Source organism: Kribbella lupini, from assembly GCF_039529595.1.
Classification (GTDB): domain Bacteria; phylum Actinomycetota; class Actinomycetes; order Propionibacteriales; family Kribbellaceae; genus Kribbella; species Kribbella lupini.
The window spans coordinates 1105719-1126398 of the sequence record NZ_BAAANC010000001.1; the positions used below are offsets into that span (position 1 = coordinate 1105719).

General features: G+C 70.6%; 19 protein-coding genes. 15 read left to right on the forward strand and 4 right to left on the reverse strand.

The window, feature by feature from the left end:
• Nucleotides 1–9 precede the first annotated feature (9 nt).
• Together ABD235_RS05025 and ABD235_RS05030 are read right to left on the reverse strand one after the other, a co-directional pair.
• A complete protein-coding gene (locus ABD235_RS05025) occupies nucleotides 10–333 on the reverse strand; it encodes a Fe-S cluster assembly protein HesB (RefSeq protein WP_344170069.1) in 324 nt (107 codons plus the stop codon).
• 317 nt (nucleotides 334–650) lie between these two features.
• Nucleotides 651–1679, reverse strand: a complete 1029-nt coding sequence (locus ABD235_RS05030) for a hypothetical protein (RefSeq protein ID WP_344170072.1) — start codon at nucleotides 1677–1679, stop codon at nucleotides 651–653.
• 368 nt (nucleotides 1680–2047) lie between these two features.
• Here ABD235_RS05030 and ABD235_RS05035 point away from each other — a divergent pair, with 368 nt between their 5' ends.
• Nucleotides 2048–2914, forward strand: coding sequence for a GNAT family N-acetyltransferase (locus ABD235_RS05035; protein WP_344170075.1), 867 nt, complete (start codon nucleotides 2048–2050; stop codon nucleotides 2912–2914).
• Here ABD235_RS05035 and ABD235_RS05040 read toward each other — a convergent pair.
• A complete protein-coding gene (locus ABD235_RS05040) occupies nucleotides 2911–4023 on the reverse strand; it encodes a dipeptidase (protein WP_344170078.1) in 1113 nt (370 codons plus the stop codon). The two genes, ABD235_RS05035 and ABD235_RS05040, sit on opposite strands and share 4 nt — an antisense overlap.
• 102 nt (nucleotides 4024–4125) lie before the next feature.
• Here ABD235_RS05040 and hisI point away from each other — a divergent pair, with 102 nt between their 5' ends.
• The 12 genes from hisI (at nucleotide 4126) to ABD235_RS05100 (ending at nucleotide 13598) form a co-directional block, all read left to right on the forward strand.
• On the forward strand, nucleotides 4126–4455 hold the full coding sequence (gene hisI, locus ABD235_RS05045) for a phosphoribosyl-AMP cyclohydrolase (RefSeq protein WP_344170081.1): 330 nt from the start codon (nucleotides 4126–4128) through the stop codon (nucleotides 4453–4455).
• The gene (locus tag ABD235_RS05050) at nucleotides 4452–5942 is read left to right on the forward strand and encodes an anthranilate synthase component I (protein WP_344170084.1); all 1491 of its coding nucleotides are present in this window, start codon (nucleotides 4452–4454) and stop codon (nucleotides 5940–5942) included. Before hisI ends, ABD235_RS05050 begins: the two co-directional genes overlap by 4 nt.
• On the forward strand, nucleotides 5942–6475 hold the full coding sequence (locus ABD235_RS05055; protein ID WP_344170087.1) for a Trp biosynthesis-associated membrane protein: 534 nt from the start codon (nucleotides 5942–5944) through the stop codon (nucleotides 6473–6475). The genes ABD235_RS05050 and ABD235_RS05055 overlap by 1 nt, the downstream gene beginning before the upstream one ends.
• Nucleotides 6476–6528: 53 nt before the next feature.
• Nucleotides 6529–6792, forward strand: a complete 264-nt coding sequence (locus ABD235_RS05060) for an HGxxPAAW family protein (RefSeq protein ID WP_344170090.1) — start codon at nucleotides 6529–6531, stop codon at nucleotides 6790–6792.
• Between the two features lie 15 nt (nucleotides 6793–6807).
• A complete protein-coding gene (gene trpC / locus ABD235_RS05065; RefSeq protein WP_344170093.1) occupies nucleotides 6808–7614 on the forward strand; it encodes an indole-3-glycerol phosphate synthase TrpC in 807 nt (268 codons plus the stop codon).
• Between the two features lie 112 nt (nucleotides 7615–7726).
• On the forward strand, nucleotides 7727–8935 hold the full coding sequence (gene trpB / locus ABD235_RS05070) for a tryptophan synthase subunit beta (protein WP_344170095.1): 1209 nt from the start codon (nucleotides 7727–7729) through the stop codon (nucleotides 8933–8935).
• Nucleotides 8932–9759, forward strand: a complete 828-nt coding sequence (gene trpA / locus ABD235_RS05075; RefSeq protein ID WP_344170098.1) for a tryptophan synthase subunit alpha — start codon at nucleotides 8932–8934, stop codon at nucleotides 9757–9759. Before trpB ends, trpA begins: the two co-directional genes overlap by 4 nt.
• Nucleotides 9760–9766: 7 nt before the next feature.
• Complete coding sequence (locus tag ABD235_RS05080) at nucleotides 9767–10429, forward strand: SCO family protein (RefSeq protein ID WP_344170102.1); 663 nt, start codon at nucleotides 9767–9769, stop codon at nucleotides 10427–10429.
• Nucleotides 10426–10911 (forward strand): MauE/DoxX family redox-associated membrane protein, encoded by a 486-nt coding sequence (locus ABD235_RS05085; RefSeq protein WP_344170105.1) that lies wholly within the window; start codon nucleotides 10426–10428, stop codon nucleotides 10909–10911. Before ABD235_RS05080 ends, ABD235_RS05085 begins: the two co-directional genes overlap by 4 nt.
• Complete coding sequence (locus ABD235_RS05090; RefSeq protein ID WP_344170108.1) at nucleotides 10908–11615, forward strand: DsbA family protein; 708 nt, start codon at nucleotides 10908–10910, stop codon at nucleotides 11613–11615. The genes ABD235_RS05085 and ABD235_RS05090 overlap by 4 nt, the downstream gene beginning before the upstream one ends.
• A gap of 80 nt (nucleotides 11616–11695) precedes the next feature.
• Nucleotides 11696–12835, forward strand: coding sequence for a prolipoprotein diacylglyceryl transferase (gene lgt, locus ABD235_RS05095; protein WP_344170111.1), 1140 nt, complete (start codon nucleotides 11696–11698; stop codon nucleotides 12833–12835).
• Between the two features lie 28 nt (nucleotides 12836–12863).
• On the forward strand, nucleotides 12864–13598 hold the full coding sequence (locus ABD235_RS05100) for a VIT1/CCC1 transporter family protein (RefSeq protein WP_344170114.1): 735 nt from the start codon (nucleotides 12864–12866) through the stop codon (nucleotides 13596–13598).
• Here ABD235_RS05100 and ABD235_RS05105 read toward each other — a convergent pair.
• Entirely contained in the window at nucleotides 13555–14427 is an 873-nt protein-coding gene (locus ABD235_RS05105; RefSeq protein ID WP_344170117.1) for a phosphotransferase, read from the reverse strand. The genes ABD235_RS05100 and ABD235_RS05105 overlap by 44 nt on opposite strands.
• Before the next feature lie 252 nt (nucleotides 14428–14679).
• On the opposite strand from ABD235_RS05105, the gene gltB reads away from it, so the two are divergent.
• Entirely contained in the window at nucleotides 14680–19203 is a 4524-nt protein-coding gene (gltB, locus tag ABD235_RS05110; protein ID WP_344170120.1) for a glutamate synthase large subunit, read from the forward strand.
• Nucleotides 19203–20669: a glutamate synthase subunit beta gene (locus ABD235_RS05115; protein WP_344170123.1), complete on the forward strand. Its 1467-nt coding sequence runs from the start codon at nucleotides 19203–19205 to the stop codon at nucleotides 20667–20669. The genes gltB and ABD235_RS05115 overlap by 1 nt, the downstream gene beginning before the upstream one ends.
• Nucleotides 20670–20680 lie beyond the last annotated feature (11 nt).

Below are 20680 nucleotides of genomic sequence, written 5' to 3' on the forward strand. Positions count from 1 at the left end.
CTCATGGTGCTACGACGGCGTCGGCGCGGCGCCGTTCTCCTGCCCGGCCCCCGGCTGCGGCACCAGCAGGAACTCCACGCCACCCTTGTCGTCCACGGCGGCGTCCAGGATCTTGTCGTCCAGCGTGCTCGCCGCGTTCTGCTCCAGGAACACCCGCGCGCCGCTCTCCTCGACCACCTGGTCGCCCGGCGCCGGGGCCTCGGTCGTCGTCACCGCCAGGGAGGGGTCGGTCGGGTTCTCCTGGGAGATCCGCACGCCGGCACCCTCCGGCGCGCCGTCGACGCCGGTGATGGACTTGATGACCAGAGTCGCGTTCTCCGTCAAGGTCAGCACAACTACTCCTCGTTGTCGATCAACACGGTGAGCCCGCCCCGTGCCCGATGCCGAATTCACCAAACACGAGGGGTCCGCTGTGCGGACTCGCGCGGCCCGAACCGTCCGCAACGAGCCGAACCCTCCATCCCCCAGCCCCCTATCCCGCCACGCCCTCACCCCTCCGAATCGGACTTTGTGCACCGCCCAGCCGTCCGAATCGGACTTTGTGCACCGCTCGGCCACGAATTCCGCCGTACGGCGACTGGCTGGTGCACAAAGTGGCGTAGACGGCGAGGTCCGCCGTGGTGGTGGTCGGCGTGGGCGTGGGGGCGTTGCTACTGCGACTGGTGCGCGGATGGGGCAGACCAGACCGGAGGTTCGCCGGTACGGCGTTCGGCTCGGGTGAAGGCAGTTCTCAGGCGATGGATCAACCGGCCCGGGTCGCCGGCGACGTCCTCCCAGCCGAAGTGCACCAGCTCGACGTCGCGGTCGCTCAGCCGCTGGTCGCGGAGATGACCACGGCGTAGCTGCCAGCGGCGGTCCTCGGCTGTGGAACCGTCGTACTTGGCCAGCCCGTCCGCTTCGGCGACAGTGCGAAACTCCGGCCACCAGAAGTCGACCCGCTCGGGCATCCAAACGGAGCCGGTCCAGAAACTCGCCTGCAGGATCGGTGCCGGTAGCCCGCCGCTCGCGAAGGCAGCACGCGCGATGGATTCGAGTGCAGATTCGGATCTGGCGTCGGCGAAGGCGATCGTCTCGCGGGCACGCCGGACGCCCGGCCACTGGTGCTGGCGATCCAGGACGAGTTGCAATGCGTCTGGATCCACACCACGACGCAGGGCGTGGTCGGCGGTGACGACGGCCTCGCGGAACGGTAGCTCCCGGGCGAGGTCCACGACCGTCCTGGCGGTCGTCGTACGAGGAAAGTCGAGCGCGCCGAGCTGTTCGTCGCGGGGAAGGCCGGCCCGTCGTACGACGATGTCGCTGCGCCGTTGATTCCGGCGCGCTGCGGGCTGCCTCGTCAGCCAGATCGCGCCGACCGCTGGTGCACCGGGCCGCCGCTGATCGCACCAGACGGACAGACCGTCCAGCTCCGCTGCTGTGAAATGGCTGATCACCGAGCCGGAGTACGCGGCCTGGGCACACGCGGCGCGGGCGGTCAGTTCATCCCATCCGCCGTCCAGGTAGTGGTGGTGAAAGCGACGGAGTCGTTCGTTGCGCACCAGCCGTCTCAGGTCGTGATCCCGCAGCCCGAACTCCCACAGCGCGGCCCGCCCCTGCGGCACCGCCCGTACTTCGGCCAGCCGCGACCGAACTTCGTCTTTTAACCGTTCCATACCTACAAGCTGCCGGGCCGCCGTCACTGCACCCCGCCGACTTCCTCCACTGTGGACAACGTCGCGGCGGTGTTCGCCTACCCGCTCGGGTTCACTCGGTCGTCATCTCGACTTTGAGCACCCCTCAGCCACGTCTTACGTCGTACGGCGACCGAACCGTGCTCAAGGTGGGTTGAGAGGCAGGCCGCGCTGGGCGAGTTTGAGCACGACTCCGTCATGTCATCGGCGGTTTGGTGGCTGGCCGGTGCACAAAGTCGGGATGTGACGAGGAGCGGAGCGAGGCGAAGGGTGGTGAGGGTTCGGGGGGCGGGTTGTCGGCGAATCCGTGCAGATCTCCTCGGGCGGCTGGCGGACAGTCGCGTGCGTTTTGGGGACGCGTGGTGTGGGATCTGGGGATGACTATCGAGGTGGAGACTCCGGCGGTGGGTGGGCTGGAGCTGGTGGTGGCGCGGTTGGCGGAGTGGCAGGTGGACGGCGGGGCGGTGCAACTGCATCCGGGGGATCTCGGGTGGTTCTGGCGGTACGGCGCTGAGCAGACCGCGGCGGCGGTGCGGACGTGGGCCCGGGACGGGGAGTTGCTGGCGGTCGGGATGCTGGACGAGCCGGATCTGTTGCGGGTGGCAATCGCTCCGGGCGCGCAGGAGGACGAGGAGCTGGCGCGGCGGATCGCCGCGGATGTGGCCGACCCGGCGGCCGGCGTACTGGTCGAGGGGAAGGTGTACCTGGAGACGCCGAACGACTCCCGGGTGCGGGACCTGTTGTTCGTCGCGGGGTGGGAGCTGGATGATCCGTGGCAACCGTTGGAGCGGGACCTGGCCGAGCCGGTGGAGGACTCCGGGCTGGCGGTCGAGATCGTGACGGCCGAGACGGCGGCGGTGCGGGTGGGGGTTCAGCGGGCGTCGTTCGACGGGTCGACGTTCAGCGAGGAGCGGTGGCACGCGATGGCCGGCGGTACGCCGTACGCGCGGGCGCGGTGCCTGATCGGGCGGGACGCGGCCGGCGAGGCGGTCGGGGCGATCACGGTGTGGTCGGCGGGGAAGGGGCGGCCCGGGCTGATCGAGCCGTTGGGGGTCCACCGCAACCATCGCGGGCACGGGTACGGGCGGGCGATGACGCTCGCCGGGGCCGCGGCGCTGCGGGAGCTCGGCGCGTCGAGGGCGCAGGTGCTGACGCCGTGCTTCAACGAAGGGGCGATCGCGACCTACCGCAGCGCGGGCTTCGAGCTGCTCCCGCAGCGCCGGGACCAGTACCGGAAGGCCTAGCCGGAGACCTCGTCGGCCGCGCGCAGGACCCGCAGGATGTTGCCTCCAGCAAGCTTCGCCAGGTCCTGGTCGGACCAGCCGCGGTCGGCGAGGGCGTAGAACAGCGACGGGTACGACGCGACATCCGGCAGCCCGACCGGGAACTGCGGGCACCCGTCGTAGTCGCCGCCGAGACCGATGTGGTCGATCCCGGCCACCTCGCGCACGTGCTCGACGTGCGCGACCACGTCCTCCAGGGTCGCCTTCGGCGCCGGCTTCGGGTGGGCCGCCGCGATCTTCTTCTGGTCGGCCGGCTTCAGCGGGTCCAGGTCCATCGACTCGGCCAGCTCACGCGCCTCGGCGACCCAGTCGACGAAGGGCTGCGAGACGAAGTACGGCACGAAGGTGACCATGCAGACGCCCTCGTTCCCGGCCAGCGTGGTCAGGACGTCGTCCGGCACGTTGCGCGGGACGTCGCAGACCGCGCGTGCCGACGAGTGGCTGAAGATCACCGGCGCGGTGGTCACGCGCAGCGCGTGCCGCATGGTGTCGGCGGAGACGTGCGACAGGTCGACCAGCATGCCGATCCGGTTCATCTCGGCGACCACCTGCTCGCCGAACTCGTTCAGCCCGCCGAGCACCGGCTCGTCGGTGGCCGAGTCGGCCCAGGAGACGTTGTTGTTGTGCGTCAGCGTCATGTACCGGACGCCGAGCGCGCGCATCACCCGCAGGACGCCGAGCGACTCACCGATCGAGTGCCCGCCCTCCATCCCCATCAGCGACGCGATCCGGCGCTCCTTGAACGCGGCCTCGACCTCGTCCGCGGTCGGCGTCAGCGCCATCGACTCCGGGAACCGCGCGACCAGCCGGTGCACGAAGTCGAGCTGCTCGAACGTCCGCCGTACGGCGTCGTCGTCCTGCGGCACCCACAGCGACCAGAACTGCGCCGCCACCTGCCCGAGCCGCAGCCGCGGCAGGTCGGTGTTGAGCTTCGGCACCGAGACGCTGAGGTCGTAGGCGTCCAGGTCGTAGTCGCACAACTCGTAGAACGCGATCGGCAGATCGTTGTGCCCGTCGATCAGCGGATGGTTCTGCAACAGCGTCTGCACCCGCGCCACACTCGTCGTCATTCCCACATCCTGTCAGCCCGGCGCGCGGCTGTCAGGCCGACCTCGGCGTCCGGTCCTGACCTCCTGGTCAGGCTGCCACCCGGGCTGAGGGACAATGGGGCGGTGAGTATCGAGGAGCTGACCTTCGACGCGGCCGGGCTGATCCCGGCGGTGGTGCAGCAGTACGACACCCGCGAGGTGCTGATGGTCGGCTGGATGAACGCCGAAGCCGTCCGCCGGACCGCCGCGACCGGGCGGAGCACGTTCTGGTCGCGCAGCCGTCAGGAGTACTGGGTGAAGGGCGAGACCAGCGGGCATCGCCAGCACGTGAAGCAGATCCTCGTCGACTGCGACGCCGACACCCTGCTGGTGCTGGTCGACCAGGAAGGTCCCGCCTGCCACACCGGCACCCGCAGCTGCTTCGAGCACGGCGAGATCGAGGTCACGGCGTGAACACTCCGACCATCGAGACCTTCCGCGAGTACGCCAAGGACCGGCGCGTCATCCCGGTGACGCGCCGCCTGCTGGCCGACGCGGAGACGCCGATCGGTGTCTACGGCAAGCTCGCGGCCGAGCGCGAGGGCACGTTCCTGCTGGAGTCGGCGGAGAACGGCGGCGTCTGGTCGCGGTACTCGTTCATCGGCGTCCGCAGCGCCGCGACGCTGACCGAGCGCAACGGCGAGGCGATCTGGACCGGCAACCCGCCGGTCGGCCTGCCGGAGACCGGCGACCCGCTGCAGGCGCTCCGCGAGACCCTCGAGATCCTGCACACCCCGCGCCTGCCCGACCTGCCGCCGCTGACCGGCGGCATGGTCGGCTTCCTCGGGTACGACGCCGTGCGCCGGCTGGAGAAGTTGCCCGACACAACGGTCGACGACCTGGGCCTGCCCGAGCTGACGTTCCTGTTCGCCACCGACCTGGCCGCGCTCGACCACGAGACCGGCGAGATCTGGCTGATCGCGAACGCGGTCAACTGGGACGACTCCGACGAGCGCGTCGACGAGTCGTACGCCGACGCCGTCCGCCGCCTCGACGCGATGGAGCGCGACCTGGCGCGGCCGACGCCGTCGTACGTCGTCCGGGCCGATCGCAAGATTCAGGCGGACCCGCACCGGCAGCGCTCCAGCGCGGAGTACCGGGAGGCCGTCGAGCACGCCAAGGAGGAGATCCGGGCGGGCGAGGCGTTCCAGATCGTCGTGTCCCAGCGCTTCGAGCTGGAGACGACCGCGAGCGCGCTCGACATCTACCGGGTGCTGCGCCGCTCGAACCCGAGCCCCTACATGTACCTGGTCCGCCTGGACGGTTTCGACATCGTCGGCTCCAGCCCCGAGGCACTGGTCAAGGTCACCGACAACAAGGTGATCCTGCACCCGATCGCCGGCACCCGCCGCCGCGGTGTGACGCCGGAGGAGGACCACGCGCTGGAGGAGGAGCTGCGCGCGGACGCCAAGGAGCGCGCCGAGCACCTGATGCTGGTCGACCTGGGCCGCAACGACGTCGGCCGGGTCTGCGCGCCGGGCACGGTCGAGGTGGTCGACTTCATGGACGTCCGCCGGTACAGCCACGTGATGCACCTGGAGTCGACGGTGACCGGGCGGCTCGCGGCCGGCAAGACCGCGTTCGACGCGCTGACCGCGGCGTTCCCGGCCGGCACGTTGTCCGGGGCCCCCAAGCCGCGGGCGATGCAGATCATCGACAAGCTCGAGGTCACCCGCCGCGGCGTGTACGGCGGCGTCGTCGGCTACCTGGACTTCGCCGGTGACGTCGACACCGCGATCGCGATCCGTACGGCGGTGCTGCGCGGATCGACCGCCTACGTCCAGGCCGGCGCCGGCATCGTCGCCGACTCCGACCCGGCCGCCGAGGACGCCGAGTGCCGCACCAAGGCCGCGGCCGTCCTGAACGCGATCGCCGTCGCGGGAACCTTCACCGAGGTCTGATGCAGAAGCCGCAACGACTCGTCGACCTGCTCGCCGTCGTGGCGCTGGCGCTGCTCGCGCTGTCGGCGTACCTGACCTGGTCGACCGCCGACCCCGGTGGAGGCCGCCCGTCGGTCGACTTCAACGGGTACGCCGTCACCCGCGCTCCACTGACGATGGGACTGGCCGCCGTGGTCGCGGTGGTCGTCGTCAAGCTCGCCGGTACGGCGGTCCGCCGGATCCTGTCCGTCCTGGTGCTGCTGATGGGGGTCGCCGCCGTCTGGGTCGCGCTGCAGGTCCGGCCGAGCACGACCGAGCTGGGCCGCATCCGTCCCGAGCTCAGCCAGGCGGTCACCGACCACGTCGGACTGAGCACCGGACCGGCTCCCTGGCTGGCGCTGGCCGGGGGCGTGGCGCTGGTCGCGGCGGGGCTGGTCGGCGTACTGACGGCGCACCGGTGGCGGCGCCCGACCCGGCGCTACGAGCGTGATCCGGCCGCCACGCCCGCGGATCAGTGGAAGGCGATCGACGCGGGTGAGGACCCGACGATCTGATCGCGGCGGGCTACCGCCACAATAGGACGGGACGACGACGAGGAGTGGCGCAGGTGACGGATAAAACCAGCACGGAAGTACCGGCGACGTACGAGAGCGAGGACGCCCACGCGGGCGGCCTGCACGGCAGCACTCCGGCGGCCTGGACCGCCGTGGTGATCGTGCTGGTCGGTTTCACGCTCGGCGCCATCGCGATGGTGATGGGGCCGAACTGGGTGCTGTTCTGGATCTCCGCCGCGATCGCGGTGGCCGGCGGTCTGGTCGGCAAGGTGATGCAGTTGCTCGGCTTCGGTGCCAAGTCCAGCGACCACTCCTGACGGACGGACCACGACATGACTGTGCTTGACGACATCCTCGCCGGGGTCCGGGAGGACCTCGCGGAGCGCCAGGCGCTGGTCAGCCTGGACGACCTCAAGCTCGAGGCCCAGCGGATGCCCGACGCCAAGGACCCGATGCCGGTCTTCCGCGGCGACGGGATCGCGGTGATCGCCGAGGTGAAGCGGTCCAGCCCGTCCAAGGGCGAGCTGGCCGAGATCACCGACCCGGCCGCGCTGGCCGGGGAGTACGAGCAGGGCGGTGCGGCGGCGATCTCGGTGCTGACCGAGAAGCGGCGCTTCAACGGCAGCCTCGACGACCTGCGCGCGGTCCGTGGCCGGGTCGACGTACCGGTGCTGCGCAAGGACTTCGTGGTGTCCTCCTACCAGCTGTGGGAGGCCCGCGCGGCCGGTGCGGACATGGTGCTGCTGATCGTGGCGGCGCTGGAGCAGGAGGCGCTGGTCTCGTTGATCGAGCGGGCCCAGTCGATCGGCCTGTGCCCGCTGGTCGAGGTGCACGACGAGGAGGAGACCAAGCGCGCGGTGGACGCCGGGGCTCAGCTGATCGGCGTGAACAACCGCAACCTGAAGACCCTCGAGATCGACCGGGACACCTTCGCCCGGGTCGCGCCCGGCATCCCGGCCAACCTGGTCCGGGTGGCGGAGTCCGGTGTCCGCGGCCCGCGTGATGTAATCGAGTTCGCGCGCGCCGGGGCCGATGTCGTCCTCGTCGGTGAAACCCTGGTGACCGGCAGCGATCCCCGCTCCTCGGTCGCCGATCTGGTCGCTGCCGGATCGCACCCCGCCATCCAGCAGCGTCACTGAGACGTAGAACCCTGCTTCGGCAGGGTCCTGTGACCGTCCGCGGGCTCAACTCCGGTTGAGCCCGCGGCGCGGTTTCCGGGCCTTGGCCGACCCGGGGTCGGAAGGCGAAGAGATGACTGCACTGCTCCCCGACCAGCTCGGGCACTTCGGCCGCTTCGGCGGCCGGTTCATGCCGGAGGCCCTGATCGGCCCGCTGGACGAGCTGACGGCCGCGTGGCAGGGCGCCATGGCCGACAAGTCCTTCACCGACGAGTTCGAGCGGATGCTGCGCGAGTACGCCGGCACCCCGAGTCTGCTGTACGACGCGACCCGGCTGTCCGACGTCGCCGGCGCGCGGATCCTGCTCAAGCGCGAGGACCTCAACCACACCGGCGCCCACAAGGTCCGCAACGTGCTCGGCCAGGCGTTGCTGACCAAGCGGATGGGCAAGACCCGCGTGATCGCCGAGACCGGCGCCGGCCAGCACGGTGTCGCGACCGCGACCGCGTGCGCCTACCTGGACCTCGAGTGCGTGGTCTACATGGGCGAGGTCGACACCGAGCGCCAGGCGCTGAACGTGGCCCGGATGAAGCTGCTCGGCGCCGAGGTGATCCCGGTCAAGACCGGCTCCCGGACGCTGAAGGACGCGATCAACGAGGCCCTGCGCGACTGGGTCTCCAGCGTCGACAACACCCACTACCTGCTCGGTACGGCGGCCGGCGGCCACCCGTTCCCGGCGATGGTGCGCGACTTCGTGCGCGGCATCGGCGACGAGGCGCGGGCCCAGTCGCTCGAGCTGCTCGGCCGGCTGCCCGACGCGGCGATCGCCTGTGTCGGTGGCGGTTCGAACGCGATCGGCCTGTTCGCCGCGTTCGTCCCGGACACGGACGTGAAGCTGTACGGGATCGAAGCCGGCGGCGACGGGTACGAGACCGGCCGGCACGCCGCGACGATCACCGCCGGCCAGATCGGTGTGCTGCACGGCGCCCGGTCCTACCTGCTGCAGGACGACGACGGCCAGACGATCGAGTCGCACTCGATCTCGGCCGGTCTGGACTACCCGGGCGTCGGCCCGGAGCACGCGTGGCTCGCGGAGACCGGGCGGGCGTCGTACCGGCCGGTGACCGACGGGGCCGCGATGGAGGCGCTCAAGCTGCTGGCGCGGACCGAGGGCATCATCCCCGCGATCGAGTCGGCGCACGCGATCGCCGGCGCGCTGGAGATCGCCAAGGAGCTCGGCCCGGAGGCCGTGCTGCTGGTGAACCTGTCCGGCCGCGGCGACAAGGACATGGACACGGCCGGCGAGTGGTTCGGCCTGATCGAGAAGGGCCACCGGGCATGAGTGACGAGCTGGTTGCCCTGGGCAACGCGGGACGCGCGATCCGGAAGGCGCAGGACGCCGGGCGGACCGGACTGGTGGGGTATCTCCCCGCCGGCTACCCGACGATCGACCTGGCCGTCGATGCGGTGAAGGCGATGATCGACGGCGGGGTCGACGTGGTCGAGCTCGGCCTGCCGTACAGCGACCCGGTGATGGACGGCGTGACGATCCAGCGGGCCGCCGAGGCGGCGCTGTCCGCCGGGCTGCGCACGCGCGACGTGCTCGCGACGGTCGAGAAGCTCGCGGCGTACTCCGACGTACCGGTGCTGGTGATGACCTACTGGAACCCGATCGAGCGGTACGGCGTGGACCGGTTCGCCGCCGACTTCGCCGCGGCCGGGGGAGCGGGGCTGATCACGCCCGACCTCATCCCGGACGAGGGCGCCGAGTGGATCGCCGCGGCCGACAAGCACGAGCTGGACAAGGTGTTCCTGGTCTCGCCGTCGTCGACCGACGCGCGGATCGCGATGACCACGGCGAACTGCCGCGGTTTCGTCTACGCGACCGCCGTGATGGGCGTCACCGGGACCCGCGACCAGGCCTCGGACCTGGCCGCGCCGCTGGTGGCCCGGACCAAGGCGACCACGGCGATTCCGGTCGGTGTGGGGCTCGGGGTGTCCGACGGCGACCAGGCGGCCGAGGTCGCGACGTACGCGGACGCGGTGATCGTCGGGTCGGCGCTGGTGAAGGCGCTGACCGCGGGCGGGCCGGCCGGCGTACGGGAACTGACCGAAAGTCTGGCCGCGGGCGTCCGGCGGGAACCCACGGCTCCCGCCGCTCGTTAGTACGCCCGTGAGTCGAACCAGGAACGCGGCCGTTCTCCTCGCCGCGGTGACTCTGCTCACCCTCGCGGGGTGCAGCAGCGGGCAGAAGCAGCAGGCCGACAATCCGGGCGGGGCGGTGATCCGCACCGCCTCGGGCGACCCCAACGGGTTGCGCGGCGCGGTGCTGGAGCGGCCGTACGCGCTGCCGGCCAAGTCGCTGACCGACACCGCGGGCAACGAGTTCAACCTGCGGACGTCGACCAAGAAGCCGGTCACGCTGGTCTTCTTCGGCTACACCAACTGCCCGGACGTCTGCTCGACCGTGATGGCCGACGTCGCCTCCGCGCTGACCAAGCTCGACGAGCCGGTCCGCGACGACGTCCAGATGCTGTTCGTCACCACGGACCCGGCGCGCGACACCGGGCCGGTGATCCGCAAGTACCTGGACCGGTTCGACCCGTCGTTCGTCGGGCTGACCGGTTCGCTGACCTCGATCAAGGACATCGCGAAGGCCGTCGGCGTCCCGGTCGAGGGGATGAAGAAGCTGCCGTCCGGCGGGTACGAGGTCGGCCACGGCGCCCAGGTGCTCGGCTTCGGCAAGGACGAGAAGGCCACCGTGCTGTGGCTGGACAACGCCGCGATCGGTGACATGGCGCACGACTTCGGCAAGCTGGTGGAGGACAACCGGTGACTCCGCGGGCCTGGTTGCCCTGGGTGTCGACGGCGGCCCGGCTGACGCTGGGCGCCGTGATGCTGGTGGCCGGCGCGCTCAAGGTCGCCGACCCGGCGACGGCCGCGCAGGCCGTCCGGGCCTACGAGTTGTTGCCTGATGCACTGGTGACCCCGGTGGGGTGGGGTCTGCCGTTCCTCGAGATGGCGATCGGCCTGCTGCTGATCGTCGGCTTCGGAACCCGGCCGGCCGGAGCGGCCGCCGGGGTCTTCATGGTGGTGTTCATCGCCGCGGTCTCGTCCGCCTGGGCCCGCGGCCTCTCGATCGACTGCGGCTGCTTCGGCGGCGGCGGTGAGGTCGCGGCCGGCCCGACCAGGTACCTGCAGGAGATCCTGCGCGACACCGGTCTGCTGGTCCTCGCGGGCTGGCTGTTCGTCCGCCCGCTCAGCAAGTTCGCCCTCGAATCCGATCCCCACGTACCGACAGGAGCCACGGCGTCGTGAGCAAGAGCAAAACCCCGGTGAACCCACTGCTGGAGACCAAGAAGCGCCGGATCGGACCCGGCGTCGTCGTGGTGGTGATCCTGGTCCTCGCGCTCGGCGCGGGTGTCGGCGTCCAGTACTGGCGCAGCAACTCCGGCGTCGAGGTCAGCTCGACCGGCGGCCCGGAGCCGACCGTGATCACCGGTCCCGGGACCAACGGTCAGGGCGTCAAGGTCGGGAAGGCCGGCGCCAAGGTCAACATCGACCTGTACCTGGACTTCCGCTGCCCGCACTGCAAGGACTTCGAGGACGAGGCCGGCGACACGATCAACCAGCTCGTCGACGACGGCACGGTCACGCTGACCTACTGGCCGCTGATGTTCGTGAACCCGGACAACTCGCCGCGGCTGGCGAACGCCTTCGCGGCCGCCGCCGCCGAGGGCAAGGCCCGCAGCTACGCCGACGAGCTGTACGCCGACTTCGCGAAGTCGTGGACGCAGGACCAGCTGATCGAGCTCGGCAAGCAGTTGAAGATCGACGACGGTACCTTCGAGGCCGCCGTCAAGGACAACAAGTACGGCAGCTGGCTGGAGTCGGTCGGCCAGGAGGCCAACACCCGCAAGGTCGAGGGCACGCCGACGGTCTTCGTCAACGACAAGATGCTGCCGGCCGACGCGTTGACGCCGGAAGGCATCACCGCGGCCGTCAACGAGGCGAAGGGCTGATCCGGTCGCACTCCGAGTCCCCATCGTGACCGCCGGTCGGTGGTCGCGGTGGGGAGGGTCGAGTAGCGTTCGTCCTTGCCATGTCTAGTCTGCTGCCCGCCGTGATCGTGCCGGCCTTCATTCCCAGTCCCAGCCAGGGTGTCTGGCACCTGTTCGGTCTGCCGCTGCGTGCGTACGCGCTGTGCATCCTGGCCGGCATCTTCGTCGGCTACTGGCTCGGCCGGAAGCGCTGGGTCGCCCGCGGCGGCTCGGCGGAGGTGCTCGCCGACATCATCATGTGGGCGGTGCCGTTCGGCCTGGTCGGCGCGCGGATCTACCACGTCGTCACCGACGCCGGCCGGTACTTCGGCAAGGACTCGCCGCTGGACCCGATCGACGCGCTGAAGATCTGGAACGGCGGGCTCGGCATCTGGGGCGCGATCGCGTTCGGTGCCCTGGGCGCGTGGATCGCCTGCCGCCGGCACAAGGTGCCGTTCCTCGCCGTCGCCGACGCGATGGCGCCCGGGATCGCCTTGGCCCAGGTCCTGGGCCGGTTCGGCAACTACTGGAACCAGGAGCTCTACGGGCGCCCGACCACGCACTGGTTCGGCCTGGAGATCGACCCCGCGCACCGGGTCGCCGGCTTCGAGCAGTACGCGACCTTCCACCCGACGTTCCTGTACGAAGCCCTCTGGAACCTCGGCGTCGTGGCCCTGGTCATCCTCGCCGACCGTCGCTTCCGCCTCGGTCACGGGCGAGCCTTCGCGCTGTACGTCGCGGGCTACACCGTCGGGCGCGCCTGGATCGAGAACCTCCGCATCGACACGGCCGACCACGTCCTGGGCCTGCGCCTGAACGTCTGGACCTCGCTGATCGTCTTCGCCGCCGCGGTGGTCTTCTTCGTCATCAGCGCCCGCACGCGGCCGGGTCAGGAGGACATTCGCGTCACTCCGGCGGCCGCTGACGACACTCCGGGTGAGGCCCTTCCGGCCGACGCGCCGGAGGTCGTCGAAGGCACCACGCCGGATACCTCCTCCGACGACTCAGAGGACGCGGATCGCTCGCTGCCGGCCAAGGGCGAGGGGGCGAAGTCCGGCGGCGACCAGCCGGCTGGCAACGCGTCGCTCAACGCCGAAGGCGCGAGCGGGGCCGCCGGCAAGCAGCCGGAGGCTGCGAGCGTCCCCTCCGGTGGCGCCTCCCAGAGCGACTCGACCACGCCCGCCGACGGGTCTCGTGACTGACGAAAGCACAACCCCAGCAGGAGATGGAGTGCCGCGCACTTCGTCTCCTGCTGCTGTTTCCGCGGAGCACTCCGGGGACCACGTCCATCGGGACGTGACCGGCGGGTGGCTCCGGCCGGCGGTGTTCGGCGCGATGGACGGGCTGGTCAGCAACTTCGCGCTGATCGCGGGCATGGACGGCGGCACCGCGTCGGGCTCGCGGTTCATCGTGCTGGCAGGGCTGGCCGGACTGGCGGCGGGGGCGTTCTCGATGGCGGCGGGGGAGTACACCTCGGTCGCCTCCCAGCGCGAGCTGGCGCGGGCCGAGATCGAGGTCGAACGGCTGGAGATTCAGCGGCACCCCAGGGACGAGGAGCACGAGCTCGCCGACACCTACCGCGCCAAGGGCCTCGACCCCGAGCTCGCCGACCAAGTCGCCAAGCAGTTCCACGCCAACCCCGACCAGGCGCTCGAGGAGCACGTCCGCGAAGAGCTGGGCCTCGACCCGAACGACCTCCCGTCCCCGGTCGTCGCCGCCGCCTCGTCGTTCGTCTGCTTCGCCGTCGGCGCCCTGATCCCGCTCCTCCCGTACCTCCTCGGCGCCTCCAACGTCCTCCCCGCGCTGATCATGTCCCTCACCGCCCTCTTCGTCTGCGGCGCCGTCGTCAGCCGTGTCACCACCCGCTCCTGGTGGTACTCCGGCCTCCGCCAACTCCTCCTCGGCGGCACCGCCGCAGCCCTCACCTACTTCGTAGGCACCCTCGCCGGCCCCGGCCTCGGCTGAGCCCGACGCTCCACGGCGCCTGGTCGCAGGCGAGGTAGATGACCTCCTCCAGCTCCACCAGCCGCCGGACGTGCTCGCCAGGCTCCGGCTGGCTGAGCGACCAGGCTGCCCGCGAGGCAGCGGTGAAGGCGGCAACCAGTACGGCGCCACGCCGTACGCCGGGATCGCCGAAGGCGTCGACCAGGTCGTCCAAGGACCGCATCGACGCCAGCAACAGGTACCCGAGATCAAAGCCGAGCGGCCCGAGCCCGAACTGCTCCCAGTCGATCGCGATCACGTCGTCACCGTCACGACCGAGCAGGTTCACCGGATGCGCGTCCCCGTGCGTCGGCACCCGCGGCAAGGCCGCGAGTTCCGCGAGAGCGGCCTCGCGGTGCGTCCACAGCCAGTTGAGTGCCTTGAGCAACGAATCGCTCAGGCCGGCGTCACCCAGCGCAGACCACCCGCCACGCCGGGCAACAGTCTCCAACCGAGTCGGCAGGACGTCGCGAGCACCCCACGACGGCTCAGACAGCTCAACGCCGGCGAAGCGACCCAAGGCAGCTGCCACGAAGAGATCATCGAAGGTGACAGATTCCACCCACTCCGTCCACAACGTGATCCCCTCGGCGTCCTCCTCCACGCGCAGCGTCTCCGGCGCCCTCAGCCCCGACGTACGCCGTACGACCCCGGACTCGGCCACCAGCGCCTGCCGCCGCCAGTACGCGTGGTGACGGGGCTCCTCGGCCCCGCGCACGAGGCGCTTGACCACCGCGCCCTCCGACGTACGCCAAACACCGCCGTTGTGCTGGCCGGTGCCGAGCGTGAGCGGGGTCCACGAAGGATGCACACCGACCAGCCTGGACCAGAACACGCCGGATGTTCACCTGGTTTCGGGTGGTCGGGAGACGGTCCCACCTGCGAAGATAGAGCGACGGAGTGAGCGCTTGCTTACAGGGCGTGACACTCAACGGTGAAAGGGCGCCCGGGCGTGAAACGACTGTCCACCTGTCGGGCGTCATGAGGTAGTCTCGGGACTCCCGGCTTGGGCCAGTGTTGTCCCGCGGCCAGTTGTTGACCGTAGGACGACGGGAGCCCCTGAATGTTTGGTCGCCCCCCATTCCCGAGTGAGGGTCTGTACGACGGCAAGCACGAGCACGACGCGTGCGGTGTCGCCTTCGTCGCCACCCTCACCGGTGAACCGAGCCACGACATCGTGGCCAAGGCTTTGACCGCCCTGCGCAACCTCGAGCATCGTGGCGCCTCCGGTGCCGAGCCCGACTCCGGCGACGGTGCCGGCATCCTGATCCAGGTCCCGGACGCGTACTACCGCAAGGTGTGCGACTTCGAGCTGCCGGTCGCGCGCGCGTACGCGACCGGGATCGCGTTCCTGCCGCAGGACCCGGACGACGCCGCCAAGGCGGTGGCCCGGATCGAGGAGCTCGCCGACGAGGAGAACCTGACCGTCCTCGGCTGGCGCGACGTGCCGACCACGCCGGACCTGCTCGGCGCGACCGCGCGCTCGGTGATGCCGGTGTTCCGGCAGCTGTTCGTCGCGTCGAAGGCCGGCCGCGTGCTCGGCCTGGCGCTGGAGCGGATGGCGTTCCGGCTGCGCAAGCGCGCCGAGCGCGAGACCGCGACGTACTTCCCGTCGCTGTCGGGGCGGACCATCACCTACAAGGGGATGCTGACCACCGACCAGCTGGACAAGTTCTTCCCCGAGCTGACCGACCCCGACCTCGCCTCGGCGATCGGCGTCGTGCACAGCCGGTTCTCCACCAACACGTTCCCGTCCTGGCCGCTGGCCCACCCGTACCGGTACATCGCCCACAACGGTGAGATCAACACCGTCCAGGGCAACCGGAACTGGATGCGCGCCCGCGAGGCCCTGCTCGCGAGCGACCTGATCCCGGGCGACCTGGAGCAGCTGTACCCGATCTGTACGCCGGGTGCGTCCGACTCCGCGTCGTTCGACGAGGTGCTCGAGCTGCTGCACCTGGGCGGCCGGTCGCTGCCGCACGCGATGCTGATGATGATCCCGGAGGCGTGGGAGAACGCCACCACGATGGATCCGAAGCGGCGCGCGTTCTACGAGTTCCACTCCACGCTGATGGAGCCCTGGGACGGCCCCGCGAGCGTCGTGTTCTCCGACGGCACCAAGGTCGGCGCGGTCCTCGACCGCAACGGCCTGCGTCCCTCGCGGTACTGGGTCACCGAAGACGGCCTGGTCGTCCTGGCCTCCGAGGCCGGCGTCCTGGACATCGACCCGGCCACGGTCACCCAGAAGGGCCGGCTCGAGCCGGGCCGGATCTTCCTGGTCGACGTCGAGGCGCACCGGATCGTCACCGACGCCGAGGTGAAGTCCGCGCTGGCCGACGAGAACCCGTACGACGAGTGGCTGCACGCCGGCCTGATCCGCTTCGAGGACCTGCACGAGCGCGAGCACGTCGTCCACAGCCACGCGTCGGTGACGCGTCGCCAGCAGGTCTTCGGGTACACCGAGGAGGAGCTGCGGGTCCTGCTCACCCCGATGGCCAAGACCGGCGCCGAGCCGATCGGCTCGATGGGCACGGACACCCCGATCGCCGTCCTGAGCGACCGGCCGCGCCTGCTGTTCGACTACTTCGTGCAGCTGTTCGCCCAGGTGACGAACCCGCCGCTGGACGCGATCCGTGAGGAATTGGTGACCTCGCTGTCGTCGAGTCTCGGCCCGGAGGCGAACCTGCTCGACCCCGGCCCGGCGTCCTGCCGTCAGGTGGTGCTGCCGTTCCCGGTGATCACCAACGACGAGTTGGCCAAGCTGCGCCACATCAACCTGGACGGCGACATGCCGGGCCTGGCGACGATGGTGCTGCGCGGCGTGTACGACGTCGAGGGTGGCGGCGACGCGCTGAAGGACCGGCTGGACGAGATCTGCGCCGAGGCGTCGGCGGCGATCGCCGACGGCGCCCGGATCCTGGTCCTGTCCGACCGGCACTCCAACGCCGAGAAGGCGCCGATCCCGTCGCTGCTGCTCACCTCCGCGGTGCACCACCACCTGGTTCGGGAGAAGACCCGCACCCAGGTCGGCCTGGTCGTCGAGGCCGGTGACGTCCGCGAGGTGCACCACGTCGCGGTCCTGATGGGCTACGGCGCTGCCGCGGTCAACCCGTACCTGGCGCTGGAGTCCGCCGAGGACCTGGCCCGGCGCGGCACCTACCTGCCCGGGGTGGACCCCGAGCAGGCGGTCCGCAACGTGGTGAAGTCGCTCGGCAAGGGCGTGCTCAAGGTGATGTCCAAGATGGGCGTCAGCACCGTCGCGTCGTACACGGGAGCGCAGATCTTCGAGGCGACCGGCCTGTCCCCGGACCTGGTCGACGCCTACTTCACCGGTACGTCGAGCAAGCTCGGCGGCATCGGCCTGGACGTCGTCGCCGAGGAGGTCCGTCGGCGGCACCTGCGGGCCTACCCGGCCAGCGGGATCCTGCCGGCGCACCGCAAGCTCGAGATCGGTGGCGAGTACCAGTGGCGGCGCGAGGGCGAGCCGCACCTGTTCGACCCCGAGACCGTGTTCCGCCTGCAGCACTCCACGCGGACCGGCCGGTACGACATCTTCAAGCAGTACACGAGCCGCGTCGACGAGCAGTCCGAGCGGCTGATGACGCTGCGCGGTCTCTTCGGCTTCGACTCTGGCCGCGAGCCGATCTCGATCGACGAGGTCGAGCCGGTGTCGGAGATCGTCAAGCGGTTCAGCACCGGCGCGATGAGCTACGGCTCGATCAGCGCCGAGGCGCACACCACGCTGGCGATCGCGATGAACCGCCTCGGCGGCAAGTCGAACACCGGTGAGGGCGGCGAGGACGCCAACCGCCTGCACGACCCGGAGCTGCGCAGCTCGATCAAGCAGGTCGCGTCCGGCCGGTTCGGCGTGACCGCGGAGTACCTGACCAACTCCGACGACATCCAGATCAAGATGGCGCAGGGCGCGAAGCCCGGCGAGGGCGGGCAGTTGCCCGGCCACAAGGTGTACCCGTGGGTCGCCGGGACCAGGCACTCGACGCCGGGCGTCGGCCTGATCTCGCCGCCGCCGCACCACGACATCTACTCGATCGAGGACCTGGCCCAGCTGATCCACGACCTGAAGAACGCGAACCCGTCCGCACGGGTGCACGTAAAGCTGGTCTCGGAGGTCGGGGTCGGCACGATCGCCGCGGGCGTCAGCAAGGCGCACGCGGACGTCGTACTGATCTCCGGTCACGACGGTGGGACCGGTGCGGCTCCGCTGACCTCGCTGAAGCACGCCGGCGGTCCCTGGGAGCTCGGCCTGGCCGAGACCCAGCAGACCCTGCTGCTCAACGGGCTGCGCGACCGCATCGTCGTCCAGACCGACGGCCAGCTGAAGACCGGCCGGGACGTCGTCGTCGCGGCGCTGCTGGGTGCGGAGGAGTACGGCTTCGCCACCGCGCCGCTCGTCGTGTCGGGCTGCATCATGATGCGCGTCTGCCACCTGGACACCTGCCCGGTCGGCGTCGCCACGCAGAACCCGGTCCTGCGCGAGCGGTACGCCGGCAAGCCGGAGTTCGTGGTGAACTTCTTCGAGTTCATCGCCGAGGAGGTCCGCGAGTACCTGGCGGAGCTCGGGTTCCGCACGCTGGACGAGGCGATCGGCCACGCCGAGGTGCTGGACATCAAGCGCGCGGTCGACCACTGGAAGGCCGACGGGCTCGACCTGTCGCCGATCCTGCACGTGCCCGCCGTACCGGAGGGTGCGTCGTTGCACCAGACCGTGCCGCAGGACCACGGCCTGGACAAGGCACTCGACAACGAGCTGATCCGGATCTGCGCGCCGGCGATCGACAACGGCGAACCGGTCCGGGCCCAGCTCCCGATCCGGAACGTGAACCGGACGGTCGGCACGATGCTCGGCCACGAGATCACCAAGAAGTACCGCGCGGCCGGGCTGCCCGACGGCACCGTCGACCTGACCTTCACCGGGTCGGCCGGCAACTCGTTCGCGGCGTTCGTCCCGCGCGGGGTGACGCTGCGGCTGGAGGGCGACGCCAACGACTACGTCGGCAAGGGCCTGTCCGGTGGCCGCGTGGTGATCCGCCCGGACCGCGACGCGCGGTTCGACGCGGCCGACCAGATCATCGCCGGCAACGTCATCGCGTACGGCGCGACGTCCGGTGAGCTGTTCATCAACGGTGGCGCGGGGCAACGGTTCTGCGTCCGGAACTCCGGTGCCACCGCGGTCGTCGAAGCGGTCGGCGACCACGCCTGCGAGTACATGACCGGTGGCCGCGTCGTCGTGATCGGCGCCACCGGGCGGAACTTCGCGGCGGGCATGTCGGGCGGCGTGGCCCACGTGCTCGACCTGGACCCGTCGCTGGTGAACCCGGAGCTGGTCGACCTGCTTCCGCTCACCGGCGAGGAGTCCGACCTGTTGCAGGACCTGGTCCGCCGTCACCACGAGGAGACCGGTTCGGAGCGGGCGGCCAAGCTGCTCGCCGACTGGACCGCCGCCGAGGCCAGGTTCACCACGGTGATGCCCCGCGACTACGCCCGGGTGCTGGCGGCCAAGGCGGCCGCCGAGCGCGACGGGCTGGACGAGGACGCCACCACGCGAGCGATGATGGAGGCCATCTGATGGCTGACCCGAAGGGATTCCTGACCACCCCGCGGGAGGTGGCCGAGCGCCGCCCGGTCGAGGAACGCAAGCAGGACTGGAAAGAGGTCTACCCGGGCGGACCCGGCAAGGCGCTGCTGCCGATCATCGGCAAGCAGGCCGGCCGGTGCATGGACTGCGGGATTCCGTTCTGCCACTCCGGCTGCCCGCTGGGCAACCTGATCCCGGAGTGGAACGACCTGGTCTGGCGCGACGACTGGACCGGGGCGATCGAGCGGCTGCACGCGACCAACAACTTCCCCGAGTTCACCGGCCGGCTCTGCCCGGCGCCCTGCGAGCCGGCCTGCGTGCTCGGCATCAACCAGGAACCGGTGACGATCAAGAACGTCGAGGTCGCGATCATCGACAAGGCCTGGGAGGCCGGCGACGTCCGGCCCCAGCCGCCGGAGTGGCTGACCGGCAAGACGATCGCGGTCGTCGGCTCAGGCCCGGCCGGTCTGGCCGTCGCCCAGCAGCTGACCCGGGCGGGTCACACCGTCGCCGTGTACGAGCGCGCCTCGGCGCCGGGCGGGCTGCTCCGCTTCGGCATCCCCGAGTTCAAGATGGAGAAGATCCAGGTCGACCGCCGCATCCAGCAGATGAAGGAGGAGGGCACGGTCTTCCGCTCCGGCGTCAACGTCGGCGTGGACGTCACCGGGACCCAGCTCAAGCAGCGGTACGACGCCGTCGTGATCGCCACCGGCGCGACCGCCGCCCGGGACCTGCCGGTGCCCGGCCGTGAGTTCGGCGGGATCCACCAGGCGATGGAGTACCTGCCGCAGGCCAACCGGGTCGCGCTCGGCGAGACGGTCGAGAACCAGATCGTTGCCACCGACAAGGATGTTGTGATCATCGGCGGCGGTGACACCGGCGCGGACTGCCTCGGTACGGCGCACCGCCAGGGGGCGCGCAGCGTCACCCAGCTGGAGATCATGCCGCGCCCGTCGGACGAGCGGCCGGAGGCGCACCCCTGGCCGACGTACCCGATGATCTACCGGGTCGCCTCGGCGCACGAGGAGGGCGGCGAGCGGGTGTACGCCGTCTCGACGAACAACTTCGTGGCCGACGACAACGGTCAGGTCGCCGGGCTGGACCTGGTCGAGGTCGAGCTGGTCGACGGGCGGTTCACGCCCGTTCCCGGGAGTGAGCGGACGATCCCGGCGCAGCTGGTGCTGCTGGCGATGGGCTTCCTCGGGCCGGAGAAGGAAGGCTTCCTCGAGCAGCTCGACGTCGAGCTCGACGAGCGCGGCAACGTCAAGCGGGACAAGGCGTACCAGACCTCGGTCGACGGTGTCTTCGCCTGCGGTGACGCCGGTCGCGGCCAGTCGCTGATCGTCTGGGCGATCGCCGAAGGACGGTCCTGCGCGAACGGCGTGGACGCGTTCCTCACCGGATCGTCGACGTTGCCCACCCCGATCCCACCGACGGCGCGCCCGCTGGTGGTCTGACCCTGCTGACC